Source organism: Rugamonas aquatica (genome assembly GCF_009380215.1).
Lineage (GTDB): Bacteria > Pseudomonadota > Gammaproteobacteria > Burkholderiales > Burkholderiaceae_D > Rugamonas > Rugamonas aquatica_B.
On record NZ_WHUG01000009.1, the window covers coordinates 219182 to 237059 of the forward strand.

Genomic DNA, 17878 nt, shown 5'->3' on the forward strand with positions numbered 1-17878 from the left:
CAAAGCCGGTTTGCTGGAACGACACTGGGACTCGCAGTAGCCAGATCGACCACGCCCAAGACGCGGCAGCTCTGTTTGACTGGAACGGCCTCCTTTTGCAGGTGGCAAATTGCTTGATAAATTATTTCAGTTCGCGGGCAAACTACACCGCGGCCTGCCTAAAAAACTCACCTCTATATCGGTGACGGCTCTGGCTGCAGCGAGTATCCAAACTGTGCAGCGCGCCGGTGCAGCTGTTTGATGACGCGTTCTCGATATAGCTGTTCGTAGTGATCTGCCCCGCGATCACGGTAGTTCATTTCGTAACGCATGGCGTTGTAAAACAGCACTGCGATGTTGCGCGCAATGGCTGTAACTGCCTTCGCATTGCTGATCCGGACGGCGAGACGGCGGTAGAAGGCACCGAGCGCGGTATTGCTTCGCCCGACCGTGACCGCCGCGAGTCTGAGCGCGACAGTAAGTCGGCTGCTTGTTTTACGCGTGTGCGCCGACAGCACCTTCCCGCCGCCGATTTGCAACCCGGAGAAAGTGCCCGCCAAGAGGTGAAGTGTCTGGCGGTCCACCAACGGCTCATATCTGTCCCGCACTCGCCGATCAGGCGCAGTGCCAGGAACGGACCGACGCCATGGATTTGTGTCAGATCTGTGCCTGCGAGTTGGTACACGGCTCGGCGCACATTGGAGTTTGGATCGCTAGGCATTTTGCTGCGGTGCTTTGCCTTTGGGAGCGGGTCGTCCGGCATCGGACGTCCGATATTGAGTCCCGCGACGGCTTTTTCGATCTCGGCATCACACTCGTCGATGCATTGCTGATAGAAGTCGTACAGCGCAAGTGATTGACGCAAAGCGAACAGGTGTTCCGGCCGATAGTTTCCGACTAGAGCGCCGCGAATAGTTTCGATACCCTCTTTGCACCGAACATCGCGCATCGCGGCGAGTTTGTCTGGGTCGTGTTCGCCGGCGACGATGGCCCGGATGATGCGCATGCCTGTCACGCCGGTGATGGTCGCGATCACATAGTGCAACTGGATATTCATGTAGGTCAGCGCCTTCTGCATGTGCTGGATGTGCGCGGCGGCATAATCCGTGTGCTTTTCGCGGGCGCGCAGGTAGGTCCGCAGCTCGGCGATGTCACGGCCTGGTCGAAAGCTTGCACGCAATAGGCCGCATGTACGCGCTCAAACGTTGGCCGGCACTGCTGCGCTACTGCGACGACGGCGCCATCGAGATCGATAACTCGGCTGCCGAGCGCGCCTTGCATGGCGTCGCCATTGGCCGCTGCAACTACCTCTTCGCCGGCACCGACAGTGGTGGCGAACGCGCCGCCGCGATCTATTCGTTGATCGGCACCGCCAAGCTGAACGGTGTCGACTCCGAACACTGGTTGCATCCCGTGCTGACGCATATCGTCAATCGTCCCGTGAACCGGGTTGATGATTTCTTGCCTTGGAACTGCAACCTGCCAGCAGCCCGTTGAGATGACGCCGCTTCCCAGCGGGGTGATACCATCATCGATTAATTTTCTACAGCACTCAAGACGGCGCTCAGCGCCCCCGTCGTGATGAACGAATTGCGCCGGCTTATCGCGCCCCATCTGCCGGCAGCGGCCATCGCCGTGCCCGATGGAATTGCGCTGACGGTGGAGCCACTGGTCAATTGCCAGCATTATGACTACCTGCTGGGATCGACCAATGTCCATTGACCTATTGAATCAACTGAAGGCCCTACATCTCTAATGGCATGGCCACTGCCTGGAATGAACTGCAGGCCGAAAAGCCCAAACAAGCCCACCGGCCGGAACTCTGGCTCGAACGTATGCTCGCCGCCGAGCAAACCGACAGGCAACTCAAGAGCCTGCGCTACCAGCTCAAATCGGCCCGCGTCCCCATCCAACGCGACTTGCTCGGCATCGACTGGAATGAGACGCCGCTCGCGCAAGCGCTGCTGGAACAACTGGCTACGGCGGCATTCATGGAAGCGGCCCACAACCTGATTCTGATCGGCGGAACCGGCACGGGGAAAACGCATTTGGCCACGGCGATCGGTGTGGCGCCATCCATCAATCCAAGCGCGTGCGCTTCTTTAATGCCGTCGACCTGGTGAATCTGTTGGAGCGGGAGAAGGCGCTCGGCAAGGTCGGCTACCTGGCCAAGCAGCTGTGCCTGGTGGACGCCGTCATTCTCGATGAACTGGGCTATCTGCCATTTCCGCCATCGAGTGGCGCCTTGCTGTTTCACCTGATCAGCCAGCTGTACGAGAAGACATCCCTGATCATTACTATCAATCTGTCGTTCGGCGAGTGAGTGCAGGTATTTGGCGACGCCAAGATGACGACAACCTTGCAGGACCGCGTCACGCATCATTGCGACATCTTGGAGACCGGCAACGATTCCTACCGATTCAAACAGCGTAAAGGCCGCGCTCAGCGGCCTTCAAAAGTGGAAAGTATTGGACGCAGAAAGGTGGAAAGTTTCGACGCTGATTGACACCGTGCCCATGTTTTCATTGAGAGGAAAAAATCACCGGCAATTCCAGGTTTTCTGATCCATAAGTTGTTTTTATGAAGCTTATATGGTCATCAATTTTATTTCGCAATTTTTTCACCTCAGTGTCATCACACGATTTAAACGATTTTCTCAACATTTCAATGTTATTTATTTTTTAACAAATCACTACACTGACCGGAACTTATTTCAATGCAAAGAATCAAATTCAAATTTTTACCGAATGCAATCAACAAGGTTTTGATTTTTCCCATATCAATCGAATTAGAAGTCTGTGTAATTTCTACAAATAATTTTTTAGCCCTTTGGAGCGACCAATACAATTTCCTTATTTGGCACCACGTATAAAATTTACAAAAAGGCTCCGACAGGTCACAAAAAAAATCCCACTCCGACCAGGTACCGTCGTCGCTCGGTAATCCCCCCATTTTTAGAACGCGCTAAAAGTAGAGGTTAAGTGTTCAGTCCCGTCTGTTCATAAACGCGTTTTACAAATAGCTCGGGCTTCTGCCGTTGCCATTCTTTGAGCGCCTGGATCGGTGTTTTTGAATCGATGGCGCGTTGCGGTATGTGATGGTTGTACAGCTTGAGGTAGTTGTGCAGCGTCGTCTCCAAGTCGGCGTGGCAGTCGAAGCGGGTTTGCAGCAAGAGCTCGCTGATACGGCCATTGAAGCGCTCGACCATACCATTGGTTTGCGGGTGACGCGGCGGTGCCAGGCGATGTTCGATGCCCATGCCGGCGCAGACTTTGTCGAATACATGCCGGCCACTGGGCTTCTTGTCTTTGTTCGCGAAGCGGTCCGTGAACTGCGAGCCATTGTCGGTCAGGATCTTGCTGATTTTGATGGGGGAAACTTCTTTGAGGCGACGCAGGAAATCGATGCTGCTGGTGTCGCTCATGTCGTGATAAATGTGCAGGAAGACCCAGCGCGTGGCACGGTCTATGGCCACAAACAAATAGCGCCGCGAGCTCTCGTCAGGCATCTGCGGCAAGTACTTGATGTCGATGTGAACAAAGCCTGGCTCGTAGTCCTTGAAAGTCTTCTTGGCCTGAATCTTCTCTCCCTCTGCGGTAGGGATGACATCTTCTAGCCGGGCCATGCCTTCACGCTTGAGCAGGCGGGCCAAGCCAGAACGTGACACCTCGGCATTGATGTATTGCCGCGTGATGTAGAGCAGGTCGTCGAGCGGCAGATATAGGGTTTGGCGCAGCGAGAGCACGATGGCTTCCTGGCCCGAACTCAAGGTCGTATGCAAGGTGTGAGCGCGATGGGAGCGGTCTTGGACATCATCGCGCTTGAGCCACTTGGCGGCTGTGGCGCGCGTGATGTTGAACACCTTGGCCGCCTCGCGGTCGGATAGCCCGGAGTCCTTGATCTCCTGGCGGATTTTCGGGGTGGTGCGGGCTTGCGGATGAATGCGCGTGCTCATGCTCTCGATGATTCCGGTACGATCCTGCGGTGGCTCGACGATCGCGGCGCCAACTCCGCGATCAATTCGTCCAGCATAGCCTTAGCACGAAACAAAGGCCAGCTGCGACGAGGAATATGATCGCACGGAACTAAACAGATAGGCGGCCAAGGCAAGCTTCTGTTTTGGGGTGATGCCGCCAAGTGCCATGTTCGGCCGGTCGTGATTGTAAGTCCACAGCCATCGGGTTGCAAAATACTGGATCTCATCGAGCGTGTCGAACAGGTGATGGGCCAACCAATCGTGCACCGTGCGGTTATAGCGCTCGACATAGGCGTTCTGCCGCGGCTGTCCAGGCTGGATGAAGTCAATGCGAATGCCGTGCTTGGCGGCTCAGGCCGGCGTCACAGCGCTGATGTACTCGGGGCCGTTATCGCAACGAATGACCAGTGGTTTGCTTCGCCACTCAATGATCCTGTCGAGCGATCGGATCACCCGTTCAGAGGGCAGCGAAAAGTCGACCTCGATACCGAGTCCTTCGCGGTTGTGGTCGTCGATCACGTTGAACAAACGGATGCTGCGGCCATCAGCGAGTTGGTTGTGCATGAAGTCCATCGACCAGGTCTGGTTGATCTTCGTGGGCACTGCCAACGGCAACGGTTTTTCCCGTACCAAGCGATGCCGCGGCTTGATCCGCAGGCTCAGCTCCAGTTCGCGATAAATCCGGTAGACGCGCTTGTGGCTCCAACTGAACGACTTCACGTTGCGCAGGTACAGGAAGCACAGTCCCAAGCCCCAGTTACGCTGGCTGGTGGTCCGGCGCACCAGCCAATCGGCAATGACCTCGTTCTCCGCGTTCAGCTTGGCTTCTTAGCGATAGCAGGTTTGGCTCATGCCGAATGCCAGACAAGCGACCTTGACGCTCATGCGGCCTGCCTCAACGTAGTGACGCGCCATCTCACGTCTGTGAGATGGCTTCACTACTTTTTTGCCAAAGCTTCCGCAACGATCTCGGCCTTCAGGCGCTCCTCGGCATACATCTTTTTCAAGCGACGATTTTCATCTTCAGCTCCTACATCCGGGCCATCAGCGAGGCATCCATGCCGCTGAACTCGGAGCGCCACTTGTAGAGCGTGGCGTTGCTGATGTCTTGCTCGCGGCACAATTCAGCGACTGGCGAGCCGCCCTCGGCTTGCTTGAGGATGGAGATAATCTGGCTATCGGTAAAACAGGACGTCTTCATGCAGAACTTTCAAAAATCTGAGTTTGGAAAATTCTACTTTTAAACGCGATCATTTGCTGGGGAGATTATCATGGTAAGTGCGCTTAAAAGCGTCCTCCAATGCTGTATATTTATCTTTGGCTAAGCGATATGGTCGCAAAGACATAGGTTTCATTTGCAGCCGATGGGCGGAAACACCTAGTTCGGCTCGTTCTTCTTCTTCTTCCAACTTTGCTTTCAGTTGGACTAACCGAGGGAATGTGCTTCCCTTAGCGAAGCCAGACATCTCCTGTGCTTGCTTCCCTGAATCGTGGTCGACTATCCACTGCGCGATTCCCACAGCGTTATTGAAAGCACGCATACGCTCATTCCCGCCTTTATAATAAAGCTCGATCCAATATACGCAGCGTTCGTCCAAACGAACTAACATGCGCTGGAACTTGCACTGCCAAACCGCGACTAGGTCCTGCCACTTGCTTACCGGAAGCGAGCTCTGATCTACAACATCCTCTTTCAGCTCACGCATCAATTTTAGTACTTTCTCATCCAGTTCCCAGATCTCACTATATTCCCCCGAGGTCTGAGCCCTCTTGCCGAGTATAAGTAATTTATCCATACACCCCTGCAGTTCTGCAAACAGAGTCTTAACCGCTTTACTCGGATTCAGTTTGTTGTTAGGGACTGCGTTGTCATTCGAAGGTGCGAGCACCGCCCTAACGTTTTTCTCAGCCAGGATAATGCGCTGCTTTACAGACTCGGCATCCACGGTAGGTTTGCGCCTAAAAAAACAACACAACGCCTGGAAGGTTCGCCCCTTTAGCCAGCCCCTATTTGCTGGCGATGCAGTCGTGTCGGGGGTAGAGTTGATGGTCGAAAAATTCACGCTTGGTTCGCGGAATCCAAAACAGCGACGAATAAGAAACATTTTTTTCTTTCATGTAATGTGATCGGTATTAACAGTTTGCCTAGCTGTGCAAGCCTCCCCATAGCATGGGTAACCGCAGCCGGAAATCGGTTTGCTGCACTGCCGGCACAAACTGGACACCTGACTGGCAAAAGAGGAACGCTTGCATTAAACACGACTATCGGCGAGGTCGGCTGCGAGTGCATCGCCTGCGGTAATTGACACCAGGTTTGCGTGAATTGCCGCCAGCTCGGAACGCTGACTCTGGGCATAAGCCTTTGCTACTGTTTTCTCTAGCGCCCGATAGACGATATGCTCAAGCTCCACGACTTCGGCCGCCTTACTCTCGATGTCATTTATAAACGTGTCCACATCGAAGTTGTATGCGGTCTTGCGCTTATCCCATAAAAATCTTCGCTGCTCCCAGAACCTGATACGTTGCAGATATTTATCGTAGCGATGCCCACTGCGATTCTTCAAACCCGCCACTGAAACCACAAGTTGACGAACAACCTCCTGCGACAACTCGCCGTCGATCCTACGCTCGATCGCCCAACTGAACAACTTGGCAATTCGGTCTTTGGGCGCCAAATCTTCGAATTGCCTCAGTTTGACCGCGGAGTTCTCAGAATTTTCCGGACCTGACAAGGCAATGTAACTGGCGACCCAAGTGACCCCACTCTCCATGCAGGCGTTCAACAGTTCTTGAGCTGACTCGTACACCTCCTGGTACAGGACTCGGCGAGGATCGTGCGTTGAATATATAGCATTCAATTCATGCAACAATCGCTGCTTTTGCACTTCCAGGGACTTGGTGCCGTAGCGTTCTTTGACACGTTGCGCCGTCGTAAATACTTCACGCCAAACCCCGGCGCGCAACGACTTATCGCGAAGCTGCTCCAGATTAGCTACGGATGGCCTCCCAGTGCCTCGCCGCGCCTGTTCAGCATTGTTAAGATCATAGGCGAAGCGCTTGTCGTAAGCATTCTGAGCTACGAGTTTTACGACAATGGATGCGATGGTCAGTACAGAGCCAGCAATCAAAAATGGCACGCCCAAACCGAAAATCGCCCCTCCGGCCAACATCAGTGCCTGTCCGCCAGCAAGGCCGGCATTGGCTAGGCCGATGGCCAGATTCAATCGTTTCTGTACGCGGTTTTCAACCAGCAGCGCATTTTGCGTCGCTGGCTGAATCGACTTTGACGCAACAATACTGGCCGCCTGTTTACGTAGTACGCCGTGCGCTACTATCGCTCGGACCACGCCGACCAGGCCGTACACAGCCATTGCCACCTGCGCGCCGCCCATGACAAAATTTCCCACCATCATGATGGTCGCAGCGGCCACCTGCGAACCAGCGCCACCAATTGCGGCGGCTAGCGCCGTCCCCTCACAAGCCACAATGCTTGCCAACATTCCATGCGCGCCCACCAGCGCGGCTGGCGCAGCGCCAAGAGCCAATGCGTTGGCGATGCGCAGCGCCAACAATGCCCGGTATTGAACCACAAGCCCCAGCAGATCAGCTTCGACTGGCTGACTGCGCGCCTTCAACACAGCAACCAGCCGGAGGCCGAATTCCGTAGGCGTAGTCGCCGACGACAGGAATCCATTATCCATCGCCCGCACGTCCGCATGCGCCAATAATTCCGTCCTCAGTTCGGTCAGTTTTTTTGTGTTTTCCCTATATGCCGCACGCACCTCACGGAACTCGGCGCGCGCGCCGACCGCTCCAAAGTTTACCAGCGGTAGAGCTACGGGATAAAGCCCTGCTTGCAGCGCGGCCGTCGCGCGCTCTGGCAAACGGCTGGCGTTGAGGAGAGCAATTAGGTCATCCAGGCCATCGATAGTGCCAACAATGCCGCCCTCGGACTCGCTATCAAACGCACGTCGCACGTCGGCGGAAAACTGCGGCCGGCCTCCGATCAAGTACAGGAAGAATCTCGGCCAGTTCAGCGGGCTCAACACCATCCCCGGTTGTTTCACGTAAAAGAGAGAGTGACGAAGGCGCTTGGCATCTTCTTGCGATGTGAACCGGTAACCTTCTTCAACATATTGGGTTGCAGACGGCGTCGTGGATGTGGACGCGGCTGCAGCCGGCGCCACATAGCCTGGTGGCGTGGAGGGTGACGCAGGAGGAGGCTCGACAACAGCGCGCGATGATGGAGCACATGGGACGCTGTTGGTCGGCGCATCATAGTCGCCGCGCGGCGGCAGCGACAGGCTTAAGCGCTGTCTCGGCGGATGGCGCACCTGACCAGACGCGTCACTTGCCAAGGCAGCTAGGCACGTAGTGGTCGAGGAACCCGATACCCAATTCGCCGATAGACTTAGCCGGCGCTGGCCCGCAGCGTTTGCGTTGTTCATAGTATGCTTTCTAATTATTGATGGATTAAATTTCCGCATCCCGCGCTCAGTTACACGAGCTACTGCCATGGTCAAAACTCGGTAACCATAGAGCGGAAATAGTTCACCATCAAGTCGACCTTTCGCTAATGAACTCAGTGGTCCGAAGCGGTTACTAAGCTCCTCTAGAAACACTAACGGCGCGGCAATTGAGGGGCGCCTTTCACCGTTAAATTAAAAACCAAAAAAACCAAAACATACCGAAAGGAGTTTATATGAACATCTCTACACACCGCATCGCGCCCCCGCTAGCCGACACTGACATCATGAACTCCGCATCTCAGCCTGCAACGCCCGCCCCCTTTCCAGGGCGACGTCTGGCAGTTGGCGCAGCCACTTGTGCACACGTCCCTCACAGCTCGAGTGACATATGGCTGCAGACGATGCCCACCGCCCCGCAGTCACAACCGCCCTCCCACATTGGAAACGTCGCTCCACCAACGGCAACATTGCCCGCCAATGAAGACAATAACGTCCCCATGGGCGAGATCATCTTTACCAATCTGAGTGGGCACAAATTGGACCACCGCATAAAGAAAGACAACATACTCGCTGTTTTAGGCGGGATCTCGTCCCTTAAACGCTATCGGAAAAAATTTGGCCTGCCAATCTGGATTATTCTTGAACATTCTCCGGCAATAGCCTGCGTGCGTGAGAAGGGGGATCGACTGGAAGTCCGCCTGTCCCCGTGGTTTTTCACAGGACAAAACTTGGGCAGGGTCCTTGGCATGTTGGCACATGAACTATTCGTTCACTCAGTGCCGGACAAAATGATGACAACCACTCAAAAGATAGAAGAAAGAGATCTTTACGATATGCCGCAGCAAACCTGCATCCCGAAGCACCACATCAACACCGGGGGAAACGCACAAGCGGACCACATATGCGGCGCCATCCAGGATAGCTATCGCTACAAATGCTATCGTGACGGCGTGTACGAAATGGCTGAGTATATGCTGAAGAAACAGGAGAGTGTCGACGCGACGGTCACCACCACCGACATCCACGACGCCATCCTAACCTATCTGTCAGATCTGGCAATGATCACGGCAACAAACGATAAACGCAGCGACATCTTGAAGCACCCGCGCCGCACCGCCGCCTGTTTTAACCATTATCTTCAGGAATGGAGAAGTTTTTTAACATTGAAAGACACTCAAGAGGCGCGCCAGCTTCTGGCGCTAACGCCGGGTAGCAAGAGCGCTGGCAGCGTGATAAGAGAAACGATTAGCCTGATATTCAAATGGGTTCTTTCACCTTTCAGGGCTAGCGTCGTCGATGGTGCAAAGACTAGCAGCGCTTCCACTGCGAACCTGAAAAAGCAAACGTAGCCAGCTCTCGTTGCCATACCTCGCGCTCGAACGGATTCCGGGCTCTCGCTTGTCGCATCAACTCTCCTAGCCGCGTCGGCAACGTGAAGAAGTCGCGTTTGAGGTCGAGGCTCGGAGGGGAGTGAACGCCCGCTTCCGACTGCAATGGAAAGGATCAGGCCGCGACCGCTTCGCCTGACGCCGTTTGCTCGGTACCAAAATCAAACTCCACCGGGAACACCCGGCAGAACGCGGCAATGTGCTCGATGGTCAGCGACTCATCCACATCACTGGCACAGCGACGATAGAACAACAGGGCATCGTAGGGGGCATTCGCACGCCGCGTCATCGGCCTGAAGCCGCTGCGCAACAGCGCGGCGCGGGAGCGCGCATTGTCTTCGAATACGGTGGTGAACAACTGCTTCACCCCCAGCACAGAGGCCTTATCGCACAACAGGGCCGCAGCGCGCTTGCCAACACCCTGGCCCTGGAAATCGCTGCCAATCCAGAAATAAAACAAACCGGTGGCCGCAGCAAAATCCAGGGCAGTCATCCCGACGAACCCCCAGTCACGATGCATCACCGCAAACATCGCCCGGCCAGGTGCAAGCGCCTTGCTATCGATCCAGCTGCGCACCTCAGCTTCAGTCCCCATCGGTGGCAAGCCCGCCATCACGCCTATCTGTGCATCGCGATAGTGATGCAGGAACGCTGGCGCATGCTCCGGCCCAAGCAATTCAAGTACCAACTCGCCATCGGCAATGCCGTCCAGGACCGCGCCCGCTCGCCCGCGCCGCTCTTGCTGTCGACGCTCCAGCGCCGCGTGCGCCTGGCTGTAGTGTCCGCACTCTGGCGCCAAGGCGCGCGCCCGTAACAAATAAGCCAGCGCCTGTGTCAGCCGACCAGTCTGCGCCTCACAACATGCCAGCAGATATGCATCGCCGGCAGCGCCACCATACCACTGATGCAGATTTTCGAGCATCTCGCGCGCCAAGCCCCAATAGCCGATACGCATAGCGAGCGCTACCAGGCGACGGATCAGCAAAGGTGCGCCTGGCTCGCCTTGAAAACATTGACCCCACAGCGCACTCAAGGCCTGCCTCCAATCATGCGGCCAATCATCGTCGTTGCGTGTCAATTTACCGTCAAGCACGGGGAACAATACGTGGAACACCGCAGGATCGAAGCGCGCCTGCCGCAATAGACACAATACCTGCGGTATGCTCCAGGCATCACTGGACTTCGCCAACCAGCCGTTGTCCACCAAATCAGCCGCTGACAGTAGCGCGGCCAGCTGCGGCAACGCCGAAAAAGTGGCGCCAGATTCGCCCGGCCCGAGCGCCAAGGTCAGCACCGGCGCCTGTCCCGTCTGCGCATGCCAGACTTGGCATCCCTCCTCGCGTAGATAGCGGGCCAACACGTGATAATTGATACGCCGCGCTGCCCGCCCAAGCTCCGCCGGGCGCGCCGGCAACGGCTCCGCCACCGCATGCATCTGCCGAAGGTGGGCGGAGCCACTGCCTCGAGCCAGCAATAGATATCTGCCACAGCAGAGGTTTGCAAGGTGGTCGCTGGCGCGTAAGGCACCAGTGGGCATCATCAATTGTACCGAGTTGACGCAGCCCAGATAATGTCTCAGCAGCTTCATCTGGGCCGATGGCAAGTCCGCCAGCGCTTCCGGCAGCCATTCGTAGGCGATGGAAGGTGCCCGCAGGCGCCCCGGACCAATATAGCGCATCCGGGTGGAGAATATCTTGCCGTAGTGGAGAGAATATAATTCGCGCGACAGGCGCCCAAGGAGGTCATGCGCCAGCACGACAGGCGGATTGCGCATGGGTCCAAGCGCGGCCGCACCATGGCGCAGCCGGCAGCGCTCACCTTGCTCGATGTCCCACAGAGCGGTATCAACCCGGCCGCTGCGGATCTGCGCCGCGAAATATGGATGCCGTTCTATCGGTTCCAGCTCGTCCGCGTGTGAGCTAAAAATAATATAGCGACAGCGGCCAGCCAAGCCCGGAGTCTGCTCAAGACGCGCCATTAGCTGCTTGTGAATCAACCAGGCTCTGCGGCCACAGCCGTCGCTTGCGTCGAGAACGTACAAGGGTGCTCGCTGATCAAGCTTACCACGTAGCAAACCAAGCTCCCAATACCGAGCGACGACCGCCGCATAGTGGTCAGCGAGGGCCGGCGACAACCCGGTGTCGTCCTTCAGTTCAGATGAGCGGCAACGCTGGCCTAAAGGGGAGTCGCGGAACGCGATCCAAGACAGCTCGTCATCGTTACCAACCCGCGGCTCAGACGCGCCCGCGGCAAAGCAAGTCGAAACATTCATTGGATGAAGGAGAATTAGCAATTAAAGCGTGGGTAACACGCTGTCATTGCTAGTTCCCCGGTTGCTCGCTCCCCCGCATATCTTCTGCTGCCTCAGGATCAACCTCGCACGATCAGTAACGGAACTGAAGTCAGCAGAGTGTTACCAATCGATAACAACACATTGATTTTTGAAATATCAATGAAGCGCCGCCTCGTGGGTTTGTCGCCGTTACTTATACGCCCTGAGACAACAACTGAGCTTGATGCGCAAGCTGTCGGACACCAATCGTTCAAAAAATTAAACGCATGTATCGCTCACTGCGATCCGCTGGACTGGAGGAAGCAAATGAAGCAAGCCAAATCATCTTTCGTATCTTTACTAATCTGCATCACAGGCTTGTGCCTTCAAGCCTGCGGGGGTAATGCAAGCAACGATGTCCCAGCCCCCCCCCCTTCCACCGACAACCACCTTCTGCCCCCGAGCAATTTGCTCTACCCGACTGCAGCAATCGTCGCTCTTCAGAACCAAGCGATTTCCCCGGATGTCCCAAGCAACTCGGGCGGTCTGGTGGCAAACTATAGCGTGTCGCCCACCTTGCCGGAGGGAATGAGCCTGGATGTGCTCAGCGGCATTATCAAGGGCACACCGGCGGTTACCTCCCCTTTGCAGGCGTACACTATCATCGCTACCAACAGTACAGGCACCGCCGAATCCACTATCAGCATCAGCGTGACCGAGCAGCTGCAGCCGCCAAGCAATTTGACCTATAGAACACTGTCTATCATTGCCACACAAAACCAAGCCATGCCGTCTATGGCCCCCAGCAACTCGGGCGGCGTGGCCACAAGCTACAGTGTGTCGCCCCCCTTACCCGCAGGTCTGGTGCTGGATACGTCAAGTGGACTGATTAGCGGCACACCGTCCATGCCTTCGGCTTCGCAACTGTACTCGGTAATAGCGAGCAACAGCGCAGGTACTACTCAAATCAATCTGAACATCGCCATCAGCGAACAACTCCAGCCGCCTGGTCAATTGGCCTATACCAGTGTGTCCATTATCGCCACGCAAAATGTGACCATCGCGCCGAACATCCCCCGCAGCTCTGGCGGCGCGGTGACGAGCTACGCTATCACCCCCGCCTTACCCGCAGGACTCACACTCAACCCAACGACTGGTGTAATCAGCGGCATACCGACGGTGCCGTTAGCTTCGCAACCGTTTACCGTCACCGCCAGCAATGCCGCTGGCGCCACCCAGATCGCCCTGAGTATTGGCGTAAGTGAACAATTGAAACCACCAGGCGATTTAATCTATAGCACGATGGAATTCTTCGCCACGCAGAATCAGGCGATAACACCGATAACGCCTAAGAGCTCAGGCGGCGCGGTCACCAGCTACAACATATCGCCAAGCTTGCCAACAGGGCTGACGCTAGATCCCCTCAGCGGGGCCATCAGCGGTACGCCCATCTTTGCAACCGCTACACAGCGCTACACAATAACTGCCAGAAACGCCGCCGGCTCAGCCCAGGCTATCCTCGGCATCGGTATCGATGCGCAATTGCAGCCTCCGGCTCATTTGAGCTATGCATCGTTGTCAATTATTGCCACGCAAGGCCAGGAAATCGCACCGAGTCCGCCCCAAAGCTCAGGCGGCCCCATCGAGCAATATCGCGTATCGCCCGCGTTGCCATCCGGCTTGACGCTGGACCCAGTAAGCGGGGTAATCAGCGGCGTGCCGTCGGTTGCCGCCACCGCACAATCCTATACGGTAGTTGGCAGCAATGCGGCAGGCTATGCTGCGGCCAGCATGAATATCACGATCAATAAACGCCTGCAGCCGCCGGTCCAATTGAGTTATGCAAACACAATAATCGTCGCTCCACCATATAGGGCGATACCATCTAATACACCAAGCAGTTCGGGCAGTCCGGTCACGAGCTACACCGTGTCGCCAACGCTTCCTACGGGGCTGATGTTGGACCCGGTGAGCGGTGTCATCAGCGGTACCCCGACTACCGCCGCGGGTGCCCAGACCTACACTGTGACGGCCACCAACGACGCCGGCTCCGCATCAACCGTGCTGCAGATCACGATCACCCCCCTTCCTACGCCCATCTTTAACGTAGGCCAGGACGTCGTAGTTCCCACTGCGGGTAGCACCAGTCACGACTTCTACAGCCCCACCTACTATATCAACGATTCCATTTGGCCTTGGCTGCCCAACAAAGATGGCACGGGCTACATCGCGTTTTGGGCAGCCGCGAAGCCCCAACGATATTCCGGCCCCGACCTGTTCCACCTGGTTCAGCCTAAAAACAGCCAAACCATTATGAATACCATGATTTACGCGCCGGGCGTCGATCATAGCTGGGCAACCGGCCCCGCCGCGAACGGGATCTGGATGCAATCGGCCACGCGCACATCGGACGGTACGATTGTCGCCACCGCGCACGCGGAGAGCCATCAATTCGCCAACGGCGACATTGGTGAATGGTATTCGACCCTGTTGCTAACATCTCAGGACGATGGTATCACATGGACCAACTATGGCCCCATCGTGGCCTCCTCAAAAAACACGGTCCCTTCCGCGCCAACGAAGATATTCGGGGGACTCAATATGTATACGGTTATATGGGACGCATCCAACCAGCGCTGGCTCGGTTATGGCGCCACAGCCGCCAGCTCGAACGGTAAAACCAGCTATACCGGCCACGTCACCGCATACGTTTCCTACGACCCCAAAGCAATGCCCGGCACCTGGTACGGATATTATAAGGGGGCGTTTACTCAGCGCATCGACGTCAATGCCCCGCCACCAGCTCTATCACCCTTACCTGGCCTTCCCAACGCCTTTATCACCGCAGGTAGCCTGACCTACAACAACTATCTGAAACAGTACATCTTTATGTGGATGGTGGATGGACACGACCAGCAGATCAACGCTGCTTTTAGCGTCGATGCAGTGCACTGGGGGCCAGCGATCACCTTCTTTACGGAGTCAACCACACCCGTGCTGCACAAGGCGTACTATCCATTCATTTTGGGCGATACCAGTACGATTTCCGGTCAGGACGCTTATCTGATCTACATGCGCAGTCCCAATACGACGCTGAACGTTACCGACATCATCAGCCGCAAAATTCACTTCCAATAATGACAGCTCCGAGGACGGCTCGGGACAAGCCGCCCATGGCCTGTGTTGCGATGTACTCCCAGAAGGAACTGATAAATCAATGTGCCTCATCAGCGCCACGAAGTGCAACCCAAAGAGTTCGCCGGCAGTGCTGATCATGCAAGATTGGATCCCCCAATGCTGTCGCTACGGGACAGCCCGCCACAACGCAGTAAAGTGGCGGACACCCGAACATTCGTCGACCTCCCGCGCACGCAACAAATCGCATCTAGGTATAAAAAAGACAATGGTGAACTCTTGGGGCGCTACGGTTACCCATCCCTGACACAGCAGCCGATAAGTGTTTGTCGATCTGGGCTATCGCGGTGCCGAAGTGCAAGCGGGGACGAAGGCCTTCCACCAACCCAAACTTGGCATCACAGATGCGTCTGCGCAGCGCCATCGAACCGGCGATCGGACACATGAAGAACGACGGCAAACTACGGCGCAACTGGCTCCAGGGCGCGGACGGTGACGCCTTCAATGCGCGGTTGATGGCGGTGACCACAACCTATGCATGATCCTGCGAAAACTGCGGCATCTTTTTATCCTGATTACCGCTTGGTCAATATGGCGCCAGCTATGCCAGTTACACGACCAGCGACTGCTGCGCCAAGTCACCGCTGTTCTTTGAATTATTCAGGATGGACTATTCATGACTGACTCCCTTTTACTGACTTACGTGCCGGCGCACCAGAACTCCGAACCATGGGGGATGAATGTCCCGCATGCAAAAGCCATCGGGACAGGCCCCGCATCCTGGAATAACGCCCCGAGCCCACCCCGGGTAACGAATCCTGAAATCGCGGCGAGAATAGATGCAAGCATGGATATTGTCGCGGGTCTGAGCCGACTTGATCGTACGCAAAAGACATCCCCTCATCAGCTCCTGTGGGCTTGGGCTTGCAGCCCTTTTCATACCATTAAGGCGTTGCACGCGCTGAACTGGGTGCGAGCAGAGCTCCTGCACATTCTCAACGTGTTAGAAAAAATTCAGAGCTCCCAGACCTCGAACGAAAAGAAAGAACTACGATTGCAGGCGTTGACCGTCCTTGAAAAAACCGCCAAAGAACTTACTAAAATTCAAAAGTATTCTGTTATTAAAAGCAATATTGCGAGTCAATTCGCTAGAATCGCTCACCTCATGAGAGAGGATTGAATGGCGCACCACCGCCTTGCCATTGGTGCTTGCCGTATCAGGTCTGCAAGCGCGGGGCTGCCGAGCGCATGATGCGGTGAAGAGATTGATGCTGCATCGTTTTCCCAAGTCGCGCAGGTCGTCGGAGACCTTGCACGCGCCGCTTACGAGACTGCGGGCACTGATTGCAGTTGGCGAAACTGACCATGTTATGCGGCTTTGACGACGACCAGGCTGACCAAATCCTCCCGGCAAGCAACCGTCTTCGTGGTCTGCTGATATAAAGCCATCCGGCGCTGGAGCATGTGCTTGGTGCACGACGTAATCACCTGGGAGTGCTGGATCAGTTGCTGCGCCCCCCCCAGGTCCCTCGACATAGCTCACGCACTAGCCAGCCTTACTTCGCCGTCTCTGTTGGCACAGCTCCGTTATCGCCGTCAGTCGTCGCACTTTTCAAATGCCCGGCAATGTAGCTTTCCAGCTTGGCCAAGCCCTCGTACGGCGCAAGCCCTACTTTCGCGCCGAACGGCACTGTCTTCTCCATGACACTTAAATCTCCAAAGGGCAACGCCACCGCCCCCACCAAAAGGCCTACAAGAACACCAAGAGGGGTTAACACAGATGACAGTGCCAGGCCCACTGTCCATTTAAGCGCCTGCACGATGGTCTTCGCGCCTTGCAAGGCGTTGCGCTTTGCCTCAGACCGCTGTTTTTTCTCCCTTACTTCAGCCGAGGACGGAGGCGCTGCCTGCGTTACCTTGCCCCCACGCTTGCCCCCAACCGGCTTGGGAACAAGCAGATCCGACTTCCTCCCAAAAATAGATGTGCCCGCGTCCCCGTGCTGGAAAGCGCTGACCAGCTCCGTCTGCGCCTGCCCTGTAGGAACAGAAGTAGACCTGATCTGAAACGGCATACTACCGCGACTGCTGATTGTTAATCCCATGACACCCTCTATTGATGTTGAATTCGACGGAAAACTGTTAACCGATACTGATATTGTCACACCAGCTCTTGCTGGCTCAGGTCGAATGCAGAGAGCACATGCAACCACATATTCTTTGTTTCCCCGGCTGCGACCTCCAAAGCTTCGGCAAGCTGCGCCCCATTAGTGCCTTGGGGCACGGGAACCTGGTAGCTGCAGACCACGCGCGAGCTCTGAGGCTCCAAGGCCCAGATAAATTCACCACGTTCACTTTCGAAATTACTCATCAGCAGTACTTCGCATATCTGAGCTTTTCTGCCCAGCGGCATTTCACCCAAATCAAAGCGTATGGTGATATTACTAATCTCATCCTCATCAAACAGTAGAGCAGCCGGCATGTCATCAATGGTCAGCAAACCGTTTTCCAGCAGATTTTGCGGAGACGGCAAGTTCTTCAGCGTACAAAATTCCAGTACAACAGCCTGCCACTGCATGTGGGTGATCATATTGTTGCCTCCATAAAAAGATCGATATTAAGTTACGAGCGCGCGATGCGATTGCTCTCACGATGAGTAACG

Annotated in this window: 11 protein-coding genes and 5 pseudogenes; 8 read left to right on the forward strand and 8 right to left on the reverse strand. The window is 55.7% G+C overall.

The window, feature by feature from the left end; translation table 11 throughout:
* Positions 1–295 precede the first annotated feature (295 nt).
* Complete coding sequence (locus tag GEV02_RS21645; RefSeq protein WP_217433156.1) at positions 296–1159, reverse strand: transposase; 864 nt, start codon at positions 1157–1159, stop codon at positions 296–298.
* 11 nt (positions 1160–1170) lie between these two features.
* On the opposite strand from GEV02_RS21645, the pseudogene GEV02_RS21650 reads away from it, so the two are divergent.
* The 3 genes and pseudogenes from GEV02_RS21650 to istB form a co-directional block, all read left to right on the forward strand.
* Positions 1171–1476, forward strand: a pseudogene (locus GEV02_RS21650) (transposase domain-containing protein); the annotation flags it as partial.
* A gap of 81 nt (positions 1477–1557) precedes the next feature.
* Positions 1558–1701, forward strand: a complete 144-nt coding sequence (locus tag GEV02_RS33005; RefSeq protein WP_174999260.1) for a hypothetical protein — start codon at positions 1558–1560, stop codon at positions 1699–1701.
* Positions 1691–2485 (forward strand): annotated as a pseudogene (istB, locus tag GEV02_RS21655) (IS21-like element helper ATPase IstB). Before GEV02_RS33005 ends, istB begins: the two are co-directional and overlap by 11 nt.
* A gap of 471 nt (positions 2486–2956) precedes the next feature.
* On the opposite strand, the gene GEV02_RS21660 reads toward istB, so the two are convergent.
* The 4 genes and pseudogenes from GEV02_RS21660 to GEV02_RS21675 all read right to left on the reverse strand — a co-directional run bounded on the left by GEV02_RS21660 (position 2957) and on the right by GEV02_RS21675 (position 8403).
* Positions 2957–3934, reverse strand: coding sequence for an IS481 family transposase (locus GEV02_RS21660; RefSeq protein WP_152840037.1), 978 nt, complete (start codon positions 3932–3934; stop codon positions 2957–2959).
* Between the two features lie 141 nt (positions 3935–4075).
* Positions 4076–5156, reverse strand: a pseudogene (locus GEV02_RS21665) (IS3 family transposase); the annotation flags it as partial.
* Positions 5157–5205: 49 nt separating this feature from the next.
* Positions 5206–6060, reverse strand: a complete 855-nt coding sequence (locus tag GEV02_RS21670) for a hypothetical protein (protein ID WP_152840038.1) — start codon at positions 6058–6060, stop codon at positions 5206–5208.
* A 147-nt stretch (positions 6061–6207) separates the two neighbouring features.
* Positions 6208–8403, reverse strand: coding sequence for a hypothetical protein (locus GEV02_RS21675; protein ID WP_152840039.1), 2196 nt, complete (start codon positions 8401–8403; stop codon positions 6208–6210).
* Between the two features lie 518 nt (positions 8404–8921).
* Here GEV02_RS21675 and GEV02_RS21680 point away from each other — a divergent pair.
* On the forward strand, positions 8922–9773 hold the full coding sequence (locus GEV02_RS21680; protein WP_152840040.1) for a hypothetical protein: 852 nt from the start codon (positions 8922–8924) through the stop codon (positions 9771–9773).
* A 154-nt stretch (positions 9774–9927) separates the two neighbouring features.
* Here the strand turns inward: GEV02_RS21680 and GEV02_RS21685 are convergent, their stop codons facing one another.
* On the reverse strand, positions 9928–11853 hold the full coding sequence (locus GEV02_RS21685) for a GNAT family N-acetyltransferase (RefSeq protein ID WP_174999262.1): 1926 nt from the start codon (positions 11851–11853) through the stop codon (positions 9928–9930).
* A 411-nt stretch (positions 11854–12264) separates the two neighbouring features.
* Here GEV02_RS21685 and GEV02_RS21690 point away from each other — a divergent pair, with 411 nt between their 5' ends.
* The 4 genes and pseudogenes from GEV02_RS21690 to GEV02_RS33445 all read left to right on the forward strand — a co-directional run.
* Complete coding sequence (locus GEV02_RS21690) at positions 12265–15222, forward strand: putative Ig domain-containing protein (protein ID WP_152840042.1); 2958 nt, start codon at positions 12265–12267, stop codon at positions 15220–15222.
* A gap of 404 nt (positions 15223–15626) precedes the next feature.
* A pseudogene (locus GEV02_RS33440) lies at positions 15627–15874 on the forward strand (hypothetical protein); the annotation flags it as partial.
* A 21-nt stretch (positions 15875–15895) separates the two neighbouring features.
* On the forward strand, positions 15896–16399 hold the full coding sequence (locus GEV02_RS21695) for a hypothetical protein (protein ID WP_152840043.1): 504 nt from the start codon (positions 15896–15898) through the stop codon (positions 16397–16399).
* 167 nt (positions 16400–16566) lie between these two features.
* Positions 16567–16764 (forward strand): annotated as a pseudogene (locus GEV02_RS33445) (IS110 family transposase); the annotation flags it as partial.
* Between the two features lie 11 nt (positions 16765–16775).
* Here the strand turns inward: GEV02_RS33445 and GEV02_RS21700 are convergent.
* The gene (locus tag GEV02_RS21700; RefSeq protein ID WP_152840044.1) at positions 16776–17321 is read right to left on the reverse strand and encodes a hypothetical protein; all 546 of its coding nucleotides are present in this window, start codon (positions 17319–17321) and stop codon (positions 16776–16778) included.
* A gap of 56 nt (positions 17322–17377) precedes the next feature.
* Positions 17378–17806, reverse strand: a complete 429-nt coding sequence (locus GEV02_RS21705; RefSeq protein WP_152840045.1) for a CesT family type III secretion system chaperone — start codon at positions 17804–17806, stop codon at positions 17378–17380.
* Positions 17807–17878 lie beyond the last annotated feature (72 nt).